We start from the raw sequence: 17,903 nt of genomic DNA on the forward strand, positions 1-17,903 counted from the left end.
GATTGTCGTCAAGAAGTTGGTATCGGCTGAGAGGCAGGCCACTCTTGACCTATGCGCATGGACACCTCGGGAGCCGTTCGCGACATGCCCGCCCCTCCCGGGGTGGACGAGATCGCGGCCCGCTTCGGAGACCCCGTCCTCGCGTTCGCCCCGCAGCCGCGCCTCGAGGAGTTCGCTGCGGCGCAGACGATGGCCCTCGGTCGCTTCGTCGAGATCTCGCTCTCGTACTCGTTCTTCAAGAACCCGCGCAGCCGGGCCGATCCGGTCAACCACGTCCCCCTGACCGCGGAGCAGAAGCGGGCGATCGAGCGGGCCGAGAACGATCACCTCCCGCCGTGGATGGTCGATCAGGTGACGCGCATGCGGTATCCCGTGCTCTGGGAGGCGGTCCGCACCTCCGTGCCGATCCCCGCCGAGCGCAGCAGGCCGCTGGAGTCGCGGCTCGCCGCGCACATGGGCGACGTGCTCCGCAACACCTTCCCGGGTCGGGTGCGCAGCCGCCGCGGCGGCATGCCGGTCGTTGCTGCCGCTCTTCGCGACGAGGACGTCGTGCGCGGCGTCCCCGTGATCGTCGACGGCGAGGCGATGCGCGGCTACCGCGTCGACACGGACCCGGACGTGGTGGTGATCGGGGCGCGGGTCGACGGACGCTACATGACCGTCGTGCTCGACCGGAAGATCGTGCCCGACATCCGGATGGAGTTCGTCCGACGCATCCCGCCGCGAGCCTCGCCGACCCGGCGCTGAGGGCCTCCACCGCAGGCCGCCCCGAACGCCGCAGCGGTGCCTCCACCGGCCGTACCCGTCCACATCGGGTGCGCCCTACGGTCGCCCCGGCACCGCGATCCCGTGCTCGTAGGCGAAGACGACCGCCTGGATCCGGTCGCGGACCGCGAGCTTCATCAAGATCTTCGACACGTGCGTCTTCACCGTGGCCTCGCCCACGAACAGCTCGGAGGCGATCTCGGCGTTCGACCAGCCACGCGCGAGATGCACCAGGACCTCCCGCTCGCGGTCGGTCAGCTCGGCGAGTCCCGGCGGCTCGGCGGAGGGCCGGGCCGGCTGCGCGGCGAAGCGCTCGATCACGCGGCGGGTCACGTCGGGCGTCAGCATCGCGTCGCCGCGGGCGACCACCTGCACGGCCTCAACGAGCTCCTCCGGCGAGGCGTTCTTGAGCAGGAACCCGCTCGCTCCGGCCGAGAGCGCGTCGAACAGGTAGTCGTCGCGGTCGAAGGTGGTCAGGATCAGCACCCGCGAGCGGAGCCCGGGATCGGCGACGATCTCGCGGGTCGCCGTGAGGCCGTCGAGGCCGGGCATCTGCACGTCCATGCAGATCACGTCCGGGCGCAACTCCAGGGTGCGCTGGATCGCCTCGAGGCCGGTGCGGGCCTCTCCGACGACCTCGATCCCCGGCTCCGACTCGAGGACCATGCGGAAGCCTGCGCGAACGAGCTCCTGGTCGTCGACCAGCAGGACGCGGATCTGCTCGGTCATGTGCGGCCCCCGCTCGCTCGCTCGTGGCGCCCCCACGGCGTCTCGGTCGACGCTACCGGGTTGACGCCCGGCTCCTCGACGCCCGCCCGGGAGGGCGAGAGCGGCACTCGGGCGTGCACGAGGTAGCCTCCGCCCCGCGGCCCCATCTCGATCGTGCCGCCGACCGCTGCGGCGCGCTCGGTCATCCCGGTGTGACCCAGTCCGCAGGAGGCCGGCGTACCCGGGTGGGGACCGCTGCCTCCGTCGTCGGCGATCTCGAGCTCGACCGCGTCGGGGGAGTAGCGGAGGCGCACCTCGGCGTGGGCGCCCGGCCCGGCGTGCTTGCGCACGTTCGTGAGCGACTCCTGGGCGATCCGGTACAGGCTGAGCCCGACGGTGGCGGGGATCGCTCGGGGTGTGCCGAGGGTGCGGAACGCGGTGGGCAGTCCGGATCCGTCTGAGGCGGCCACCAGCTCTTCGAGCTGGGCGACCCCGCGGGTCGAGGCGGAGTCGGTGAGCGGGTTGGGTGCGGCGTCCTCGGCCCGCAGTGCGATCAGGATGCGGTGCAGCTCCTCGATCGCCGAGCGGGCGTCCCGTTCGATGGCACTGAGCGACGCGGCCGCCTTCTCGGGGTCGCGCGCCAGGACCCGCCGCGCTGCACCGGCCTGCACTCCCATCACGCTGACGTGGTGCGCGACCACATCGTGCAGCTCGCGCGCGATGCGCAGCCGCTCCGACGACACCGCCTGCCGCGAGGAGCGCTCCCGCTCATCATCGAGCTCGGCCGTGCGGGCCTCGAGCGCCTCCAACTGCCGCGCCGACTGCCACGAGGCCTCGCCGAAGACGTAGGCGCTGCCGAAGTAGAGCAGGTTCGACACGACGGCGAGCGCCGACTCCGCGACGTAGGGCGAGAGCAGCCCGGCGGAGTCGTGGCTCGGCACCGCGCGGCCGAGCCAGTCACCGGTGACCAGCGAGACCATCAGCCAGCCGAGCAGCGCGATGGCGATCACCACCCGCACGACGAGGGCCGCGCGGCGATCGCGACCCCACGCTCCCACCGTGTACAGCGCCAGGAAGAGGCAGATCTGGTTGAACAGCGACTCCGGCACCTGGAGCACGAGCCCGAGCGTGTAGACCGCGGAGATGCCGAGCGCCACGGTGGCCGGGAACCGACGCCGCAGAGCGAGCGGGAGTGTCATCAGGACTGCCCAGTGCGCACTCACGATCGGGTGCGCTGCGTCGGGGAACCCGGCGGAGGTGTAGAGGGCCACGGAGGCGAGCGTCGCCACCAGCAGCATCCCGGCACCGATCGTGTCCTGCACGTAGCCCAGGCGGCGGGGCGCGCGGCGCGTCCACCCCGGGGCGAACGGATCTGCGCCGGCACCTGAGGACATGGGCCCCACGCTAACCGACGGTCGACGGGGAGCGGCCGGGCGGGCGCCTCCGATGCGCACCGCTCCGACCGCGCCGCGCCTCAGTCGCGCCCGGTGATGCCCCTGGTCGACGCGATCACGTCGCCCATTTTCTTGCCGAGTGCCTCGTAGAACATCGAGAGAGGGAACTCGTCGTCGAGGACCGCGTCCGTCAGGCCGCGCGGGGCGCCGAGCAGCACGTCGTCCGGCAGGCCGCGCGCCCAGGCCGACGCAGGGTGCGGAGTCAGCGTCGCCGAGATCAGCGCGTGCGCCGCCAGCCAGTGCGCCGTCTTCGGACGGTCGATCGAACGCCAGTAGAGCTCGTCGATCGCATCCGAGAGCGCGACCACCACGTCGGCGACGCCGTCCCACTCGAAGGCCAGGCGCGTGTCGGTCCAGTGCAGGACGCCGTGTTGGTGCAGCCAGGCGAAGAGCAGCTGGCCGCCGAGGCCGTCGTAGTTGCGCGTCCGTGATCCGGTCAGGGGGAAGCGGAAGAGCCGGTCGAAGAGGATCGCGTACTGGACGAAGCGCGCGCGCTCGGCGAGCGCCTCTTGTTCGGCGTCGCGGTGATCGAGCGCGGCGAGGCGTCTCCCGATCGCCACCGACTCGCGGAACGCGGTGAGGTCGCAGCGCAGCTCCTCCAGCGAGTAGAGGAAGAACGGCATCCGCTGTTTGATCATGAACGGGTCGAAGGGCAGGTCGCCGCGCATGTGAGTGCGGTCGTGGATGAGATCCCACATCACGAAGGCCTCCTCGGTGAGGCGCTGGTCGGCCAGCAGGCGCCGGGCGTCCTCGGGGAGCTCGAGCCGAGTGATCTCCGCGGCCGAGGTCACCACTCGCCTGAAGCGGGCGGCCTCGCGGTCGGCGAAGATCGCACCCCAGGTGAAGGAGGGGATCGTGCGCATGGCGACGGTCTCGGGGAACAGCACTGCGCTGTCCGTGTCGTAGCCCTCCGTGAAGTCGAGGAAGCGCACGGGGACGAAGAGCGCGTTAGAGTACTCGCCCGCTTCCAGCTCGGCGACGAAGCGCGGCCAGACGACCTCGACCAGGACGGCCTCCACGTGCCGCTCGCGGCTGCCGTTCTGCGTGTACATCGGGAAGACCACCAGGTGGCGGCGCCCGTCGACGCGGTCGAGCTGCGGCTGGAACGCGGTGAGGGAGTCGAGGAAGTCCGGCACTCCGAGACCGTCGGTGCTCCACCGCTCGAAGTCGCCCACGAGCGCATCGAGGTAGGCGGAGTCGTGCGGGAACACGGGAGAGAGGGCGCGGATCCCGGCGATCACCCTGGCGACCTCGCTTCGGGCCTGATCCAGGTGCACGGGATCGGCGAGCGAGCCGTCCTGCGCCTGCAGCGGATGCAGCGCGGATGCGGCGGCCTTGAGGTCGAGCCAGGCGGCGGACGATTCCACGCGGTCCTCGACGACCTCGGGTTCTCCGACGACGGTGCTCTGCACGGCTTGCGACATGGTGATCCTCCTCACGCTGGTGATCCTGGGTGGAACGAGCCGGAGACGGCTCTGCGTCGAGCGTATGGTCTCCCGCGCGCGCTTTTCTTGCGTCCCGGCGGAATGACGCCGCGCGGTCGACGGCGACGCGCACGTCTGCGCCATCCCCCGACAGGTACGGTCAGGCCCCGCCCAGCCCGCTCGCAGATCCGGACCCCCCGTCCGGGTCTAGATTTCTTGATGCTCTGTCATGGCTCGCTGAACGGGTCGATGATGGAGCGACGCCGTTTCTGCATCCCGAGTGCGGAGACAACCGATCGACACACCACGCCGAACACCCTGACGGCGCGGCGGGATCGGCGAGCCATCCTGAGAGAGAGGATCGGAGCGCGTGACGGGACCCGAACCCGGAAGCGACCGCACGACAGCCAGCATCGACCACGACCTCGAGAACCTCCGTCTGCTGCCCTGGCCGCAGGTGGACGCCTCCCTCCTCCGCGACATGCTCGCGGAGACCGGGGGCGGACTCGAGAGCGAGAGCGAGCTCCTCGTGCGCCACGACCGCTACCTGCGCGGCTGGGCGGACGGCGATGCGTTCTTCTACGTGGTCGAGCTGGACGGCGTCTCCGTCGGCTCCATCGGCTATTGGTACGGCGCCTCGCGAGGAGTGGTCGCCTACGAGGCGGCCTGGAGCATCGCTCCGCACGCCAGGGGCATCACCGCGCAGTCGGTGCGCCTGCTGCTGGCGGAGGCGGCGGCGTTCCCCGCGCCGCGCTTCGTTCACGCGTTCGTGCCGGTAGGCGACTCCGACGACAGCGCGGTCTGCGTCGAGGTGGGCTTCGATCGCGTCGACGTGGTCGAGGCGGGAGATCCGCCGAGCCTCTACGCCGACTGGGCGTTCGACCTCGCCGGGGCCTCCTGAGCGCTCCGGCGGCTGCACCCTCCGGCGGCTGCACGCTCTGGGGACTGCGCGGCTGCACCCTCCGGCGACTGCCTAGGGTGGAGTCGCCGCGCCGCGCCCGCGCCGGCCGCTGACGAGAGGAGTGCCCCGTGGAGGGAGTGCTCACCGGCTTCTCCATCATCGGGGTGGTCATCGCGGTCGGCTACGTGATCGCCCGGTTCCGGATCGTGCCCCCCGAGAGCCGCCTCGTGCTCTCGCGCATCGCGTTCTTCGTGACCACGCCCGCGCTGCTGTTCACCGTGCTCTCGCGGGCGGACGTGACCGTGCTGTTCTCGTCGTTCCTGCTGGTGTCGTTCCTCACCGTCGTGACCGTCGCGCTGCTCTACGTGCTGGCCTCGCGACTGTTCTTCCGTCGTCCGCTGGCGGAGACGGTGGTCGGCACCGCCGCCTCCTCCTACGTCAACGCCAACAACATCGGCCTGCCCGTGGCGATCTATGTGCTCGGAGACCCGCAGTGGGTGGCGCCGACGCTCCTGATGCAGTTGACCGTGCTCGCGCCGACGATCCTCACGCTCCTCGACGTCTCGACGAGCGGACGGACCTCGGTCGGCGCCATCCTCACCCAGCCTCTGCGCAACCCGATGATCATCGCCTCCGCCCTCGGCCTCGTGGTCGCGGTCACCGGCGTCGAGGTCCCCGAGCCTGTGCTGCAGCCGTTCTCGATCATCGGCAACGCCTCCATCCCGCTGGTGCTGATGGCGTTCGGCATGTCGCTGCGCGGGCAGCGGCCCCTGGAGGCGGGGCCGTCGCGGATCGAGGTGATCGTCGCCTCGGTGCTGAAGTCGCTGGTGATGCCGGCGGTCGCGCTGCTGCTGGGCCTGTTCGTCTTCCGCCTCGACTCCGAGCACCTCTTCGTGGTCACCGTGACCGCCGCCCTGCCGACCGCGCAGAACATCTTCACCTTCGCCTCACGCTACGACCGGGGCATCGCCGTCGCCCGCGACACCTCGCTGGTGACCACGGTCGCGGCGGTGCCGGTGCTCATCGTCGTCTCGCTCCTTCTGGGCTGATCGCCGGGCCGCCGGGCTGATCCAGAGGGCCCCGCGCGCCCCTCGTCCCGGACAGTCGGTCGTGGCGCGCGCGCCGTCGCACAGCGCCGAGCATCGCTTAGGCTCTCTGCAATGAGCACCACGACGTCCTCCTCCCGCCGCGCCTCTGGCAGATCGCGCCGTCGTCGTCGGGGCCTCTGGATCACGCTGACCGTCCTCCTGGTCCTGCTCATCGCCGCCGTGGTCGCCGTGCTGCTCGCCGTGCGCACGTACGACAAGGCGATGACGGTCCGGGACAAGCTCACCGAGGCGATCCCGCTGGTGTCGCAGGTGTCCGACAAGCTCACGTCGTTCGATACCGGAGGAGCCGAGGCGACGGCCTCGCAGATCGCGGCGCTCACCGGCGACGCCCGCAACGAGACCGACGACCCGGTGTGGCGGATCATGGAGGTGGTGCCCTACCTCGGCCCCAACCTGTCGGCCGTCCGTGCGGCGACCGAGATCGCCGACGACGTCTCGGGCAAGATCGTGACTCCGCTGTCGACGACCTCGCTCGACATCCTCAAGCCGGTCGACGGCCGCGTCGACCTCGGTGCGATCACCGAGCTCTCCCAGAAGATCACCGTCGCCAAGGGCGTCGTCGACCAGGCGCAGACCCGCGTCGGTGGGATCGACCGCAGCCCGCTCGTGCCGCAGGTCTCGTCGGCCCTCGACTCCTTCGCCCCGCAGCTCCAGACCGCCACCGAGGCGATGGCCCAGGTGGAGCCGCTCACGGCGATCCTCCCGGACTCACTCGGCGCCTCCGGCCCGCGCCACTACCTCGTGCTGTTCCAGAACCTGGCCGAGGCGCAGGCGCTCGGCGGCGGTGCCTCGTCGGTGATGCAGCTCGACGTCGACGGTGGCATGATCTCGATCGGCCAACAGCAGGCCAGCACCGACTTCAGGAACCTGGATCCCGTGACGGTCGACAAGAGCGCGCTGGACACCTTCGGCAGCAACCTCGCGACGACCTTCAACGTCTCCACCAGCCGTCCGGACTTCCCCACTGCCGCGTCGATCGCTTCACAGTTCTGGGCGCAGAAGTTCCCCGACCAGAAGATCGACGGCGTCCTGGCGATCGACCCGGTCGCGCTCTCCTACCTTCTCGGCTCGACGGGCCCGGTCACCCTCACCGACGGCACCGAGCTCACGAGCGAGAACGCCGTCTCCATCCTGCTCAACCAGATCTACTTCCGCTATCCGGCCTCGGTGGTCGGTGAACGCACCGACGAGTTCTTCTCGGAGGCGAGCGCGACGATCCTCGGCAAGATCCTCGGTGGCGATATGGAGCCGACGAAGATGCTGCCCGCGATCGTGAAGGCGGTCGACGAGAGCCGCATCCTCGCCTACAGCGCGGACGGCGACGAGCAGGCCCTTCTGGCTCCGACCCCGATCGCCGGGGTGCTGCCCACCGCGAACTCCGACAGCACGACGACCGGCGTCTTCTTCCAGGACGCGTCGATCGGCTCCAAGATGGACTACTACCTGCAGACGGCCGTCACCCAGACGAGCGCCGACCGTTGCGCCGCCTCAGGAGCGACCTTCACCACCACGGTCACGCTGACGAACACCATCTCGCCGGCCGTGGCCCGGACACTCCCCCCGTACGTGGCGGCGAACAACGGCACCGGTCGGTTCCCGCGCGGCGACTTCCTCACGAACGTCTACGTCTACGGTCCCCCCGGCACGACGACAGCAAAGTCGGAGACGCGGTGGTCGGACACTCTCGGCGAGCGCGCACTGGTGTACGAGCCGGGAGGCGACCTCGGCCGACCCGTCGCGCGCGCCAGTGTGCAGCTCGCGCCGGGCGAGTCGACGACCGTCACCATCACGTTCTCGGCCGGCGAGACAGCGGGATTCGCCGACCAGGCCGTGCGCGTCACTCCGATGATCAACCCGACGGCGGTGACACTGAGCGACGAGCCGTCCTGCGGATGACCTCGACCCCCGGCCCGGCCTCGGCGCCGAGGGCGTGTCTGACAGTGTGCGGGTCCAGAGGGTGATGGCGTGGAGGATGGCGGCGGCTCGGTAGGCGAGGGCGAGGTTGTCGTAGCGGGTCGCGAGGCCGCGCCACTGCGTGAACAGGGTGAATCCTCGCTCGACGACGTTGCGGCCTCGATAGTCATCGGCGTCGAACGCGGGCGGACGTCCGCCCTCGAGCCGCAGCGTGTGCGGTGGCCGATCTGATCCGAGGGCTGCGGGATCACGGTCGTGATCCCGCGGCGTCGCAGGAGCGAGCGGATCGCTCGGGGCGAGGAGGCCTTGTCGCCGCGCAACGTGTCGGGCGTCGTTCGCGGCCGGCCAGGACCCGGGCGGGCGACGCGTAACTGAGCCAGCAGGGTCGGGAGCATCGGCGAATCGCCGGCCTGTCCGGCGGTGCACGCGATGACCAGGGGTCGTCCGGCGCCGTCGACGAGGTGGGGGTCTTCGTCGTCAGCCCGCCTCGGGAGCGGCCGATCGTGTGATCAGGCGGCTCGATGCTCGAATTCGTGTAATTCGATGAAGCCCCCCGTGACACGGGTGAGGTTCGTCGCGTGCTGATGCGCGCGAGCGATCGTCGAGTCCACCGACACCGACCACTCGATCAGCCCTTCCGCGTCCGCCTGGGCAAGCAGCCGTTCGAGGATCCTGTCCCAAGCGCCCTTGAGCGGGCTGAGGACTATCGCGTACGCCTGCTCTCCCTCATCTGGGCGACGAGACTCCTTCGCGAGCTGAGCCACACGAAGGACGAAGGTGCCGTCCTCGTCGCAACCAATTGGGCGTTGAACGCCGTCTACGACCTCTCCGAGGCCTACTGGATCCGCGTCGCAGGACCGAAGAAGCCGCCGCTGGCAGAGCAGGACGAGCACCTCGCCTCCCTTACCCCGGCCGCCGGCGAGAGGATCGGCGGCCTCCTTGCTGTGCGCGGCGCCATGACCCACCGGCTGGTCCGCTCGAGCACCCGGGATCTGGGGTGGTCCATCAAGCGCATCTCGGGTAGTCACGAGATCTGGGCCAGTGAGGACGGGAAGGCTCTCGATCCCGTCCCATGGAGGCAAGGTGTCGCCGGGCGTCGTCCGGCAGATCATCAAAGAGATCCCATCCGCACCGAACGAATGGCGCCAGGAGAACATCATGAGCACCCAGACCAGCACCCGCGTCGTGCGCGCGATCGCCACCCGCGAGGGACAGTGGTGGACGATCGCTCTCCCCGACCTCGAGACGGTCACGCAGGCTCGACACGTGCGCGAGATCGACCCCATGGCTCACGACCTCGCCGCGCTCTGGCTCGACGTCGACGCTGCGTCGGTCACCATCGACCTCACCATCGAGATCCCCGAGGACGCACGCGCCGCATGGGAGGCGGCGAAGGCGAAGGACGCGGAGTCGAAAGAGATCGCGAAGCAGGGCGGCGACCTCGCCCGCCAGGCCATCAAGCTCCTGCGCGCGCGACATCAGCAACAGCGACGCCGCCGGTCTGCTCCGCATCAGCAAGCAGCGCGTCAGCCAGCTCACACACTCCTGAGCCCTCGCGCTGCACTGAACGCAGGAGGCCCCGAGCATCACGCTCGGGGCCTCCTGCGTTGCGGCTCCCGCTAGAACAGGGACGGTTGGTTTTCGTCGATGCCGGCGACCGCGGCGGCCATGCGTTCACGATCCCAGCCGTGTTCGTGCAGCACGGTGCGCAGGTCGCGGGAGGGTTGCGCGCGTTGCTGCAGGGCGACGCCGCGTTGGCCGAGCGCGGTGGAGGGTCCGGCATAGCGGCCGCGGCGGGAGCGGTCGAGCATGTTGTCGCGTCCGGTGCCTTCGCGCAGATGCGACACCGCGGAGTCGACGTCCGCGTGCACGCAGAGCGGTACGTCCCGAACAACGTCCCCGGACATCACACCTAGGCCAGCGCTGAGCCGGGGATCGAGCTGGTGACGAGCCAGGAGGCGAGGAACGCCGTGCCGGTGCAGAGCGCGAAGCCGACGATCGGGATCCAGAACGCGCGGCGGCCGACGAGGTAGCGCACGACCGTCACACCGACGGCGATGAGCGCGATGACGGGCGGGCCGATCAGCGCGATCGAGACGCCCCAGTCGATGCGATCGAAGTCGCACGCGAAGTTCTGGCCCTCGCACTGGGCCGGGAAGACGGCGAGGATCGCGGCGAGGTAGCCGAGCACGACCGCGAGCAGCCCGAGCCCGAGGCAGCCGAGGACCGAGAGGACGAGGTCCCATCGGCGGCGGCGGGGCCTGCCCGCGGCGACCACCTCTCGGACCGAGCGGTACGCCTCCGTCCGCAGGTCGTCTCGGGCGGCGGAGGTGCGTGGCGCCACGGGGCGCCGAGCCGGCGGCCGCGGCGAGCCCTGCGCCTGCGCGCGCTTCTTCTTCGACGAGGCCATGATCAGAAGATCATCGGGCGATCGTCGTCGAGCGTCGTCTCGAGGTCGAGGTCGACCAGCACCGGCACGTGATCGCTCGGCGCGTCTCCCTTGCGCTCGTCGCGGTGGATCGAGGCGCCTGTGACGAGTTCGCCGAATGCGGTCGAGCCCAGGACGAAGTCGATCCGCAGGCCCTCGTTGCGCGGGAAGCGCAGCTGCTTGTAGTCCCAGTAGGTGTAGCCCTCGGGGACCAGCGGGCGGACGACGTCGCGCAGGCCCGCCGCCTCGAAGGCGGCGAAGGCCCGGCGCTCCGGAACGGAGACGTGCGTGGATCCGGGCCCCAGCGACGGGTCGCCGACGTCGCTGTCGAGCGGAGCGACGTTCCAGTCGCCCATCAGCGCCAGCGGGAGCCCCGGCTCGGCGGCGAGCCAGTCGCGAGTGCTCGCCTCCAGGGCGGCGAGCCACTCGAGCTTGTAGTGCCAGTGCGGATCCTCGACGGCCCGGCCGTTGGGGACGTAGAGGCTCCAGACGCGCACACCGTCGATCGTGGCGCCGATCGCCCGCGCCTCAAGGGGGAGGCTGCCGTCGGCCGCCGGCTCCTTCGCGAAGCCGGGCATGCCGGGGAAGCCGACCTCGACGTCCTCCAGAGGCAGGCGGGAGGCGATGCCGACTCCGTTCCACTGGCTGAGGCCCACCATCTCGACGTGGTAGCCGGCATCCGCGAAGGCTCCGTGCGGGAACTGCTCGGGCTTGCACTTGAGCTCCTGCATGGCGAGCACGTCGACGTCCTCGCGCACGAGCCAGTCGACGACGCGGCCGGCGCGGGCCCGGATGGAGTTCACGTTCCAGGTGGCGATGCGCATCCCGGAAGTCTAGAAGCCGCCACCGGCGCGTCTCCTGCGCGCCCTCCCCCCGACGGCGGATTGCGGAACGGATGTCGGTGGTCGATGGTTGACTTGACCCATTCGGTGGCGGCCGCGATCCGCGCCGTTCGATCGCCTCCGGACACGCCTCGCGGTCTCGCCCGCCGCCCGACCGCGGGGCTCCCGGAGCCCGCCTCCCGTCCCCTCTCGCCCACTCACGTCTCGCCCACTCACGCACCCCGCTCCTGCTCCGCCCCCCGTCCGGAGGACCCATGATCCTGCTCCGTCTCGCGTCGTCCTACGCGAAGCCCTACCTGCGCTGGGTGGTGGCGGTCGTCGTGCTCCAGCTCGTCGCGACGCTGGCCGCCCTCTACCTGCCGAGTCTCAACGCCGAGATCATCGACCAGGGCATCGGGCAGGGCGACACCGACTTCATCTGGGCCACCGGCATGACCATGCTCGGCGTCTGCCTCGTCCAGGTCGCCGCGGCCATCGGCGCCGTCTACTTCGGAGCGCGCACCGCGATGTCCGTCGGCCGCGACCTGCGCCGCGACGTGTACCGCCGCGTCGATTCGCTGAGCGGGCTCGAGGTCGGCGGCTTCGGCACGGCCACCCTCATCACCCGCGGCACGAACGACGTGCAGCAGGTGCAGATGCTCGTGCTGATGACCCTCAACTTCATGGTGTCGGCGCCGATCATGTGCGTCGGCGGCATCGTCTTCGCCCTCCGCGAGGATGCGGGTCTCTCGTGGCTGGTCTGGGTGTCGGTGCCGCTGCTGTTCGTCGTGGTCGGCTTCCTGGTGTTCCTGCTGCTGCCGCTGTTCCGCCTGATGCAGGACCGGATCGACGGCATCAACAGCGTCCTCCGCGAACAGATCACGGGCATCCGCGTGGTGCGCGCGTTCGTGCGCGAACCGTTCGAGTCCGAGCGGTACCGCAGGGCCAACACGGCGATCACCGAGGTGTCGATCAAGGTCGGCAACGTCTTCGTCCTGATGTTCCCCGCGATCATGATGATCCTGCATCTCGCGACCGCCGCCGTCCTCTGGTTCGGCGGCCAGCGGGTCGACGCCGGCCAGATGCAGGTCGGCTCGCTCACCGCGTTCCTGCAGTACCTCCTCCAGATCCTCACCGCCGTGATGATGGGGGTGTTCATGGTGATGATGATCCCGCGCGCCGTCGTCTGCGCCGAGCGCATCCAGCAGGTCCTCGATGCGCGCACCAGCCTCACCACCCCCGCGGGGGGCGTCGCCGCGCCGACCGGCGGGCGCGTCGAGTTCTCGGGAGTCACCTTCGGCTATCCGGGGGCCGAGCGCCCGGTTCTTGCGGGCATCGACATCGTCGCCGAGCCCGGCCGCACCACGGCCGTCGTCGGCTCCACCGGAGCCGGGAAGACGACCCTCCTCGGCCTCGTCCCCCGCCTGTTCGACCCGCAGGAGGGCTCGGTCACGATCGACGGCGTGCCCGTCTCCTCGCTCGACCGCGCGCAGCTCGCTCAGGTGATCGGCCTCGTGCCGCAGCGCCCCTACCTCTTCTCGGGGACGATCGCGTCGAACCTCCGCTTCGGGCGGCCGGATGCGACCGACGCCGAGCTCTGGGAGGCGCTGCGCATCGCCCAGGGCGAGGACTTCGTACGGAGCAAGGAGCACGGCCTCGACGAGCCGGTCTCGCAGGGCGGCACCAACGTCTCGGGAGGCCAGCGCCAGCGGCTCTGCATCGCGCGGGCCCTCGTCGCCCGGCCGCGGGTCTACCTCTTCGACGACTCGTTCTCGGCGCTCGACGTCGCGACCGACGCCCGGCTCCGGGACTCGCTCGCCGAAGCGACCACCGATGCGACCGTCGTCATCGTCGCGCAGCGGGTCTCGACGATCCGCCACGCCGACCAGATCGTCGTGCTCGACGCGGGCCGCGTCGTCGGCCGCGGTACGCATGACGAGCTCCTCGAGACGAACGCGACCTACCGCGAGATCGTCGAATCCCAGCTGAGCGTCGAAGGAGTGTCCTGAGATGGCGCGCGCACGAGAGACCGCAGCCACCGAGGCCGAGCCCGATTCGCCCGCGCCCGATTCGCCCGCGCCCGATTCGCCCGAGCCCGATTCGCCCGCGCCCGAGTTCGAGCCCGGTGAGGGCGACGGAGGGATGTTCGGCGACGGGCCGCCCGCCCGCAAGGCCCAGAACTTCTGGCCGTCGGCGAAGCGCCTCTTCGCCCTGCTCGGGCCGGAGCGCGCCCGGATGATCCTCGTGGTCGCCCTGGTCTCGCTCTCGGTCATCCTCACCGTGATCGCCCCGAAGATCCTGGGGCAGGCGATGGACGCGATCTTCAACGGCGTGATCGGCTCGGGGCTGACCCCCGGGGTCCCACTCGAGCAGATCATCCAGGAGCAGCGGGCCGCGGGCAACGACACCTTCGCCGACATGCTCTCGAAGACCGACATCGTGCCCGGCGCGGGTATCGACTTCGTGGTTCTCGGGCGGCTCATCGTCATCGTGCTGCTGATGTACGTGATCGCCTCGGTGCTGATGTGGGCACAGGGCTACATCCTCAACGGGATCGTGATGCGCGTCGTCTACGGCCTCCGCCAGGACATCGAGGCGAAGCTCAACCGGCTCCCGCTGCGGTTCTTCGACACCCGGCAGCGCGGCGACGTCATGTCGCGCGTCACGAACGACGTCGACAACATCCAGACCGCGCTCCAGCAGGCTTTCTCGCAGCTCGTGCAGTCGGTGCTGACGATCATCGGCATCACGGCGATGATGTTCATCGTCTCGTGGCAGCTCGCGCTGATCGCCCTGATCTCCATCCCGCTCTCGGCCGTGATCGCCGGAGTGATCGGTGCCCGCTCGCAGAGGCTGTTCGCCGCGCAGTGGAAGAACACCGGCGCGCTCAACGGCCACATCGAAGAGACGTTCTCGGGCCTCGAGATCGTCCGCGCCTTCGGTCGCGACCGGGAGATGCTCGAGGAGTTCGACCGCCGCAACGACAGCCTCTACTCCGCGTCGTTCGGCGCACAGTTCGTCTCGGGCATGATCATGCCGGCGATGACCTTCGTGTCCTACCTCTCCTACGTGCTGATCGCCGTCGTCGGCGGCCTGCGGGTCGCCTCCGGGCAGCTCACCCTGGGCGATGCGACCGCCTTCATCCAGTACTCGCGCGAGTTCACCCAGCCGGTGACCCAGTTGGCGAGCATGGCCAACATGCTGCAGTCGGGGGTCGCCTCGGCCGAGCGCACCTTCGAGCTGCTCGACGCCGACGAGCAGGAGCCCGAGACCGCCACGGCGTCGCTCCCGAAGCGGACCGACGGCCGGGTGGAGTTCGAGCGCGTCTCGTTCTCGTACGACCCCGAGCAGCCGCTGATCGACGAACTGACCTTCTCGGCACAGCCCGGGCAGACCGTCGCGATCGTCGGCCCCACCGGAGCGGGCAAGACCACGCTGGTCAACCTGGTCATGCGCTTCTACGAGCTCACCGGCGGACGCATCCTGCTCGACGGCGTCGACATCACGAGCCTCGCGCGCGGCGACCTGCGCTCGCGGGTGGGCATGGTGCTGCAGGACGCCTGGCTCTTCCAGGGCACCATCCGCGAGAACATCCGCTACGGCAGGCTCGACGCGACCGACGACGAGATCCTCGACGCGGCGAAGGCGACCATGGTCGACCGGTTCGTCCGCCAGCTGCCCGACGGCTACGACACGGTGCTCGACGCCGACGGAGGCAGCGTCTCGGCGGGCGAGCGCCAGCTCATCACGATCGCGCGCGCGTTCCTCGCCAACCCGTCGCTGCTGATCCTCGACGAGGCCACCTCCTCGGTCGACACCCGCACCGAGCTGCTGGTGCAGCACGCGATGAACGCGCTCCGCACCGACCGCACGTCGTTCGTCATCGCGCACCGCCTGTCCACCATCCGCGATGCCGACACCATCCTCGTGATGGAGTCGGGCCGGATCGTCGAGCAGGGAGCGCACGAGGCGCTGCTGAAGCGCCGCGGTGCGTACTACGACCTCTACATGACGCAGTTCCGCGGAGGCGGCGACGCCGCGGAGGAGCGCGACGCCGAGGCCGCGCTTCCGGGCGGCGGAGGGACCGCACCGTAGAGTAGGCGCGTGACCGACGCACGCCAGCAGCTCATCGAGTACATCGGCTCCGACGCCGTCTTCCACGGGGACTTCACCCTGACGAGCGGCAAGAAGGCCTCCTATTACGTCGACCTCCGGCGGGTGAGCCTCGACCACCGCGTCGCTCCGCTGATCGGCCAGGTCATGCTCGACCTCATTGAGCCGATCGAGCGCGTCGACGCGGTCGGCGGTCTGACGATGGGGGCCGACCCGATCGCCTCCGCGATCCTGCACCAGGGCGCGGTCCGCGGCCTCTCCTACGACGCCTTCGTCGTCCGCAAGGAGCCGAAGGACCACGGCCGAGGCCGCCAGGTCGAGGGCCCGGACCTCGAGGGCAAGCGCGTCGTGGTCGTCGAGGACACCTCCACCACCGGCGGCTCCCCGCTGAAGGCCATCGAAGCGCTGCTGACGGTCGGAGCCGAGATCGCCGGCGTCGCCGTGGTCGTCGACCGGGCGACCGGTGCGCGCGAGATCATCGAAGACGCCGGGTACCCCTACTTCGCCGCGATCGGTCTGGCCGACCTCGGCCTGAGCTGATGGTCGACGACGGCGAGCGCGACGGCTCCCCAGACGCGGAGAGCACCGAACCGCACGAGCCCGAGCGCCAGGTCGGCGGGAGCGAGTGGCTCCTCCAGCAGCTGAGCGGCGGGCGGCTCAAGAGCATCCTCGACTCGCCCCGCCGGGCTCCAGCGGCCCCGGAGCCCGGGACGCCCGCGCAAGCCGTAGAGCCTCCCGCCGCGCCCGAGGTGCCCCTCACCGCCGACCCGGAGCCGTCGGCCGCACCGGACATCCCCGCCGACGCGTCGGCCTCGGAGGCGGCGGACGACCCCGCGGCGCCACCCCGCCGTCGTGCCCCCGCGGCACCGGTCGGACTCTGGCCCGGAGAGCCGGTCCAGAGCGAGACGCCTCCCGCTGAGCAGACTCCGGAGGGGACCGAACCCGTCGAGGCCGACGCAGCCGCGATGCAGGACCTCGCCGCAGCGGATCCGATTCCGACGCGGTCCCCGCTGCCCCGCACCGAGGCTGCGGCCGGCCCATCCGGCGAGCCCCATGACGATCCCGAGACGCCGACCGCCGACGCCGAGGACGACTCGGCCGCCCGCCGGCCCGGGCACGCGTCCCCCACCCTCCCGACGCTGCCCGAGACCGAGCCATCCGCCGATCCTCCGGCAGCACCCGATCTCCGCGATCCCTCGGAGCAGCCGATCGACGGACGGCCCGCGGGCGCGACCCCGCCGACTCCCCGCGAGCCCGCTGCTCCCGCCGTCTACCAGTGGCCGGACCCGCGTGCCACCTGGGACGAGCCGCCCGTCTGGGAGGAGATCGTCGCCCCGCGCGACGACCCCGAGGACGACGGCGGCGACGAGGAGCTCTGGCGCGAGACCGCAGACTCCTACGCGTGGAACCTCGAGCCGGCGGTGCAGCCGGAGAAGCCGGCCGAGGCCGCTCCGTTCCGGACCGCAGCGGCTGCCGAGCACGTCAACTCCGCGTCCTCGCGCGCCGCTCAGGCTCCGCAGGGGCGCCGCGCTTCCGCCGCGCGCACCGAGTCCGGAGTCCGTGACGCCGACGCGTCGACGTCGGGGCCGTGGGGCTGGCGCACCCTCAGCCGGCGCCGCCTCCTCCTCGCGATCATCGCCGCGGCCGCCGTGCTCCTCCTCGCCGCCCTCTTCGCCATCGGCGTCGCCGTCGGCTCAAGCAGCGCGCCGTCGGAATCGGGCGGCGCCTCCTTGCAGCAGGAGGCGGCCCCCGCTGCCGCGCCGACCGTCGCCGAGACGCCCGCTCCGACCGCCGCCGTACCGCTCCCGACCGCCGGGCCGCTGCCCGCAGGCACCTGGGCGTGGACCGAGCTCCTCGGTGGCGAGTGCGTGCAGCCCTTCGACTCGGTCTGGGCCGAACAGTTCACGGTCGTCGACTGCGGCGCCGGCCACGAGGCGCAGCTCGTGGCGAGGGCCGAGCTGCCCGACACCGCTTTCCCGGGACAGGAGGCGCTCGCCGTCTCGGTCTCGTCGCTCTGCCAGGCGCAGGGAGTCGTCGACGTCGCCGCCGCCGGCGCGTACGGCGACGTGCAGGTGTCCGGCTCCTTCCCGGTCACGCAGGAGCAGTGGGACGCGGGGGAGCGCAGCTACTACTGCTTCGTCGATCGCGCGGGCGGCGGAGAGCTGGTCGGCTCGTTGGCCGCGACTCCCGCGGCCTGAGCCGGCGCGCCGGGCTCGAACGGGGCGCCGGGAGCGTCGTGAGGCCCGGGACGTGCTCGCGTGCAGCG

The 17,903-nt window shown here is 70.9% G+C and carries 15 protein-coding genes and 1 pseudogene; 9 read left to right on the forward strand and 7 right to left on the reverse strand.

The features are described from left to right. Window positions 1-51 precede the first annotated feature (51 nt). The gene (locus GSU10_RS00640) at window positions 52-747 is read left to right on the forward strand and encodes a hypothetical protein (protein ID WP_132504666.1); all 696 of its coding nucleotides are present in this window, start codon (window positions 52-54) and stop codon (window positions 745-747) included. Window positions 748-822: 75 nt separating this feature from the next. On the opposite strand, the gene GSU10_RS00645 is transcribed toward GSU10_RS00640, so the two are convergent. From GSU10_RS00645 to GSU10_RS00655, 3 genes are all read right to left on the reverse strand, one after another. Next, window positions 823-1,494, reverse strand: coding sequence for a response regulator (locus tag GSU10_RS00645; RefSeq protein WP_068211238.1), 672 nt, complete (start codon window positions 1,492-1,494; stop codon window positions 823-825). Then, entirely contained in the window at window positions 1,491-2,867 is a 1,377-nt protein-coding gene (locus tag GSU10_RS00650; protein WP_068211241.1) for a sensor histidine kinase, read from the reverse strand. Before GSU10_RS00650 ends, GSU10_RS00645 begins: the two co-directional genes overlap by 4 nt. A gap of 80 nt (window positions 2,868-2,947) precedes the next feature. Continuing rightward, window positions 2,948-4,351 carry a DUF6421 family protein gene (locus GSU10_RS00655; RefSeq protein ID WP_068211244.1) on the reverse strand — a complete coding sequence of 468 codons (1,404 nt, stop codon included), beginning with the start codon at window positions 4,349-4,351 and terminating at the stop codon, window positions 2,948-2,950. A gap of 370 nt (window positions 4,352-4,721) precedes the next feature. Here GSU10_RS00655 and GSU10_RS00660 point away from each other — a divergent pair, with 370 nt between their 5' ends. The 3 genes from GSU10_RS00660 to GSU10_RS00670 all read left to right on the forward strand — a co-directional run bounded on the left by GSU10_RS00660 (window position 4,722) and on the right by GSU10_RS00670 (window position 8,257). Beyond that, window positions 4,722-5,252 carry a hypothetical protein gene (locus GSU10_RS00660; RefSeq protein ID WP_068211247.1) on the forward strand — a complete coding sequence of 177 codons (531 nt, stop codon included), beginning with the start codon at window positions 4,722-4,724 and terminating at the stop codon, window positions 5,250-5,252. Between the two features lie 128 nt (window positions 5,253-5,380). After that, window positions 5,381-6,301: an AEC family transporter gene (locus tag GSU10_RS00665; RefSeq protein ID WP_132504668.1), complete on the forward strand. Its 921-nt coding sequence runs from the start codon at window positions 5,381-5,383 to the stop codon at window positions 6,299-6,301. Between the two features lie 111 nt (window positions 6,302-6,412). Then, a complete protein-coding gene (locus GSU10_RS00670) occupies window positions 6,413-8,257 on the forward strand; it encodes a DUF4012 domain-containing protein (RefSeq protein ID WP_068211251.1) in 1,845 nt (614 codons plus the stop codon). A gap of 30 nt (window positions 8,258-8,287) precedes the next feature. Here GSU10_RS00670 and GSU10_RS15370 read toward each other — a convergent pair. Continuing rightward, a pseudogene (locus GSU10_RS15370) lies at window positions 8,288-8,964 on the reverse strand (IS5 family transposase); the annotation flags it as partial. 469 nt (window positions 8,965-9,433) lie between these two features. On the opposite strand from GSU10_RS15370, the gene GSU10_RS00685 reads away from it, so the two are divergent. Beyond that, complete coding sequence (locus GSU10_RS00685) at window positions 9,434-9,898, forward strand: hypothetical protein (RefSeq protein ID WP_132504672.1); 465 nt, start codon at window positions 9,434-9,436, stop codon at window positions 9,896-9,898. On the opposite strand, the gene GSU10_RS00690 is transcribed toward GSU10_RS00685, so the two are convergent. The 3 genes from GSU10_RS00690 to GSU10_RS00700 are packed head-to-tail and all read right to left on the reverse strand — an operon-like array spanning window position 9,895 to window position 11,527. After that, entirely contained in the window at window positions 9,895-10,182 is a 288-nt protein-coding gene (locus GSU10_RS00690) for a hypothetical protein (protein WP_132504674.1), read from the reverse strand. The two genes, GSU10_RS00685 and GSU10_RS00690, sit on opposite strands and share 4 nt — an antisense overlap. A 5-nt stretch (window positions 10,183-10,187) precedes the next feature. Next, window positions 10,188-10,685 carry a DUF6264 family protein gene (locus GSU10_RS00695; protein WP_132504676.1) on the reverse strand — a complete coding sequence of 166 codons (498 nt, stop codon included), beginning with the start codon at window positions 10,683-10,685 and terminating at the stop codon, window positions 10,188-10,190. A 2-nt stretch (window positions 10,686-10,687) separates the two neighbouring features. Then, the gene (locus tag GSU10_RS00700; protein WP_068211260.1) at window positions 10,688-11,527 is read right to left on the reverse strand and encodes an exodeoxyribonuclease III; all 840 of its coding nucleotides are present in this window, start codon (window positions 11,525-11,527) and stop codon (window positions 10,688-10,690) included. A 272-nt stretch (window positions 11,528-11,799) separates the two neighbouring features. Here GSU10_RS00700 and GSU10_RS00705 point away from each other — a divergent pair, with 272 nt between their 5' ends. From GSU10_RS00705 to GSU10_RS00720, 4 genes are read left to right on the forward strand one after another with little or no spacing between them, the layout of a single operon-like run. After that, window positions 11,800-13,533 carry an ABC transporter ATP-binding protein gene (locus GSU10_RS00705; RefSeq protein WP_068211263.1) on the forward strand — a complete coding sequence of 578 codons (1,734 nt, stop codon included), beginning with the start codon at window positions 11,800-11,802 and terminating at the stop codon, window positions 13,531-13,533. A 1-nt stretch (window position 13,534) separates the two neighbouring features. Then, window positions 13,535-15,619 (forward strand): ABC transporter ATP-binding protein, encoded by a 2,085-nt coding sequence (locus GSU10_RS00710; protein ID WP_068211266.1) that lies wholly within the window; start codon window positions 13,535-13,537, stop codon window positions 15,617-15,619. A gap of 9 nt (window positions 15,620-15,628) precedes the next feature. Then, on the forward strand, window positions 15,629-16,177 hold the full coding sequence (pyrE, locus tag GSU10_RS00715) for an orotate phosphoribosyltransferase (RefSeq protein WP_068211268.1): 549 nt from the start codon (window positions 15,629-15,631) through the stop codon (window positions 16,175-16,177). After that, window positions 16,177-17,835, forward strand: a complete 1,659-nt coding sequence (locus GSU10_RS00720) for a hypothetical protein (RefSeq protein WP_132504678.1) — start codon at window positions 16,177-16,179, stop codon at window positions 17,833-17,835. Before pyrE ends, GSU10_RS00720 begins: the two co-directional genes overlap by 1 nt. Window positions 17,836-17,903 lie beyond the last annotated feature (68 nt).

The organism is Rathayibacter tanaceti (assembly GCF_009834165.1).
GTDB lineage: Bacteria > Actinomycetota > Actinomycetes > Actinomycetales > Microbacteriaceae > Rathayibacter > Rathayibacter tanaceti.

Excerpts from the sequence above, each read along its gene's own strand:
- GSU10_RS00640 (WP_132504666.1), top strand. The coding sequence starts at position 52 with ATGCGCATGGACACCTCGGGAGCCGTTCGCGACATGCCCGCCCCTCCC.
- GSU10_RS00645 (WP_068211238.1), bottom strand. The coding sequence starts at position 1,494 with ATGACCGAGCAGATCCGCGTCCTGCTGGTCGACGACCAGGAGCTCGTT.
- GSU10_RS00650 (WP_068211241.1), bottom strand. The coding sequence starts at position 2,867 with ATGTCCTCAGGTGCCGGCGCAGATCCGTTCGCCCCGGGGTGGACGCGC.
- GSU10_RS00655 (WP_068211244.1), bottom strand. The coding sequence starts at position 4,351 with ATGTCGCAAGCCGTGCAGAGCACCGTCGTCGGAGAACCCGAGGTCGTC.
- GSU10_RS00670 (WP_068211251.1), top strand. The coding sequence starts at position 6,413 with ATGAGCACCACGACGTCCTCCTCCCGCCGCGCCTCTGGCAGATCGCGC.
- GSU10_RS00685 (WP_132504672.1), top strand. The coding sequence starts at position 9,434 with ATGAGCACCCAGACCAGCACCCGCGTCGTGCGCGCGATCGCCACCCGC.
- GSU10_RS00690 (WP_132504674.1), bottom strand. The coding sequence starts at position 10,182 with ATGTCCGGGGACGTTGTTCGGGACGTACCGCTCTGCGTGCACGCGGAC.
- GSU10_RS00695 (WP_132504676.1), bottom strand. The coding sequence starts at position 10,685 with ATGGCCTCGTCGAAGAAGAAGCGCGCGCAGGCGCAGGGCTCGCCGCGG.
- GSU10_RS00700 (WP_068211260.1), bottom strand. The coding sequence starts at position 11,527 with ATGCGCATCGCCACCTGGAACGTGAACTCCATCCGGGCCCGCGCCGGC.
- GSU10_RS00705 (WP_068211263.1), top strand. The coding sequence starts at position 11,800 with ATGATCCTGCTCCGTCTCGCGTCGTCCTACGCGAAGCCCTACCTGCGC.
- GSU10_RS00710 (WP_068211266.1), top strand. The coding sequence starts at position 13,535 with ATGGCGCGCGCACGAGAGACCGCAGCCACCGAGGCCGAGCCCGATTCG.
- GSU10_RS00720 (WP_132504678.1), top strand. The coding sequence starts at position 16,177 with ATGGTCGACGACGGCGAGCGCGACGGCTCCCCAGACGCGGAGAGCACC.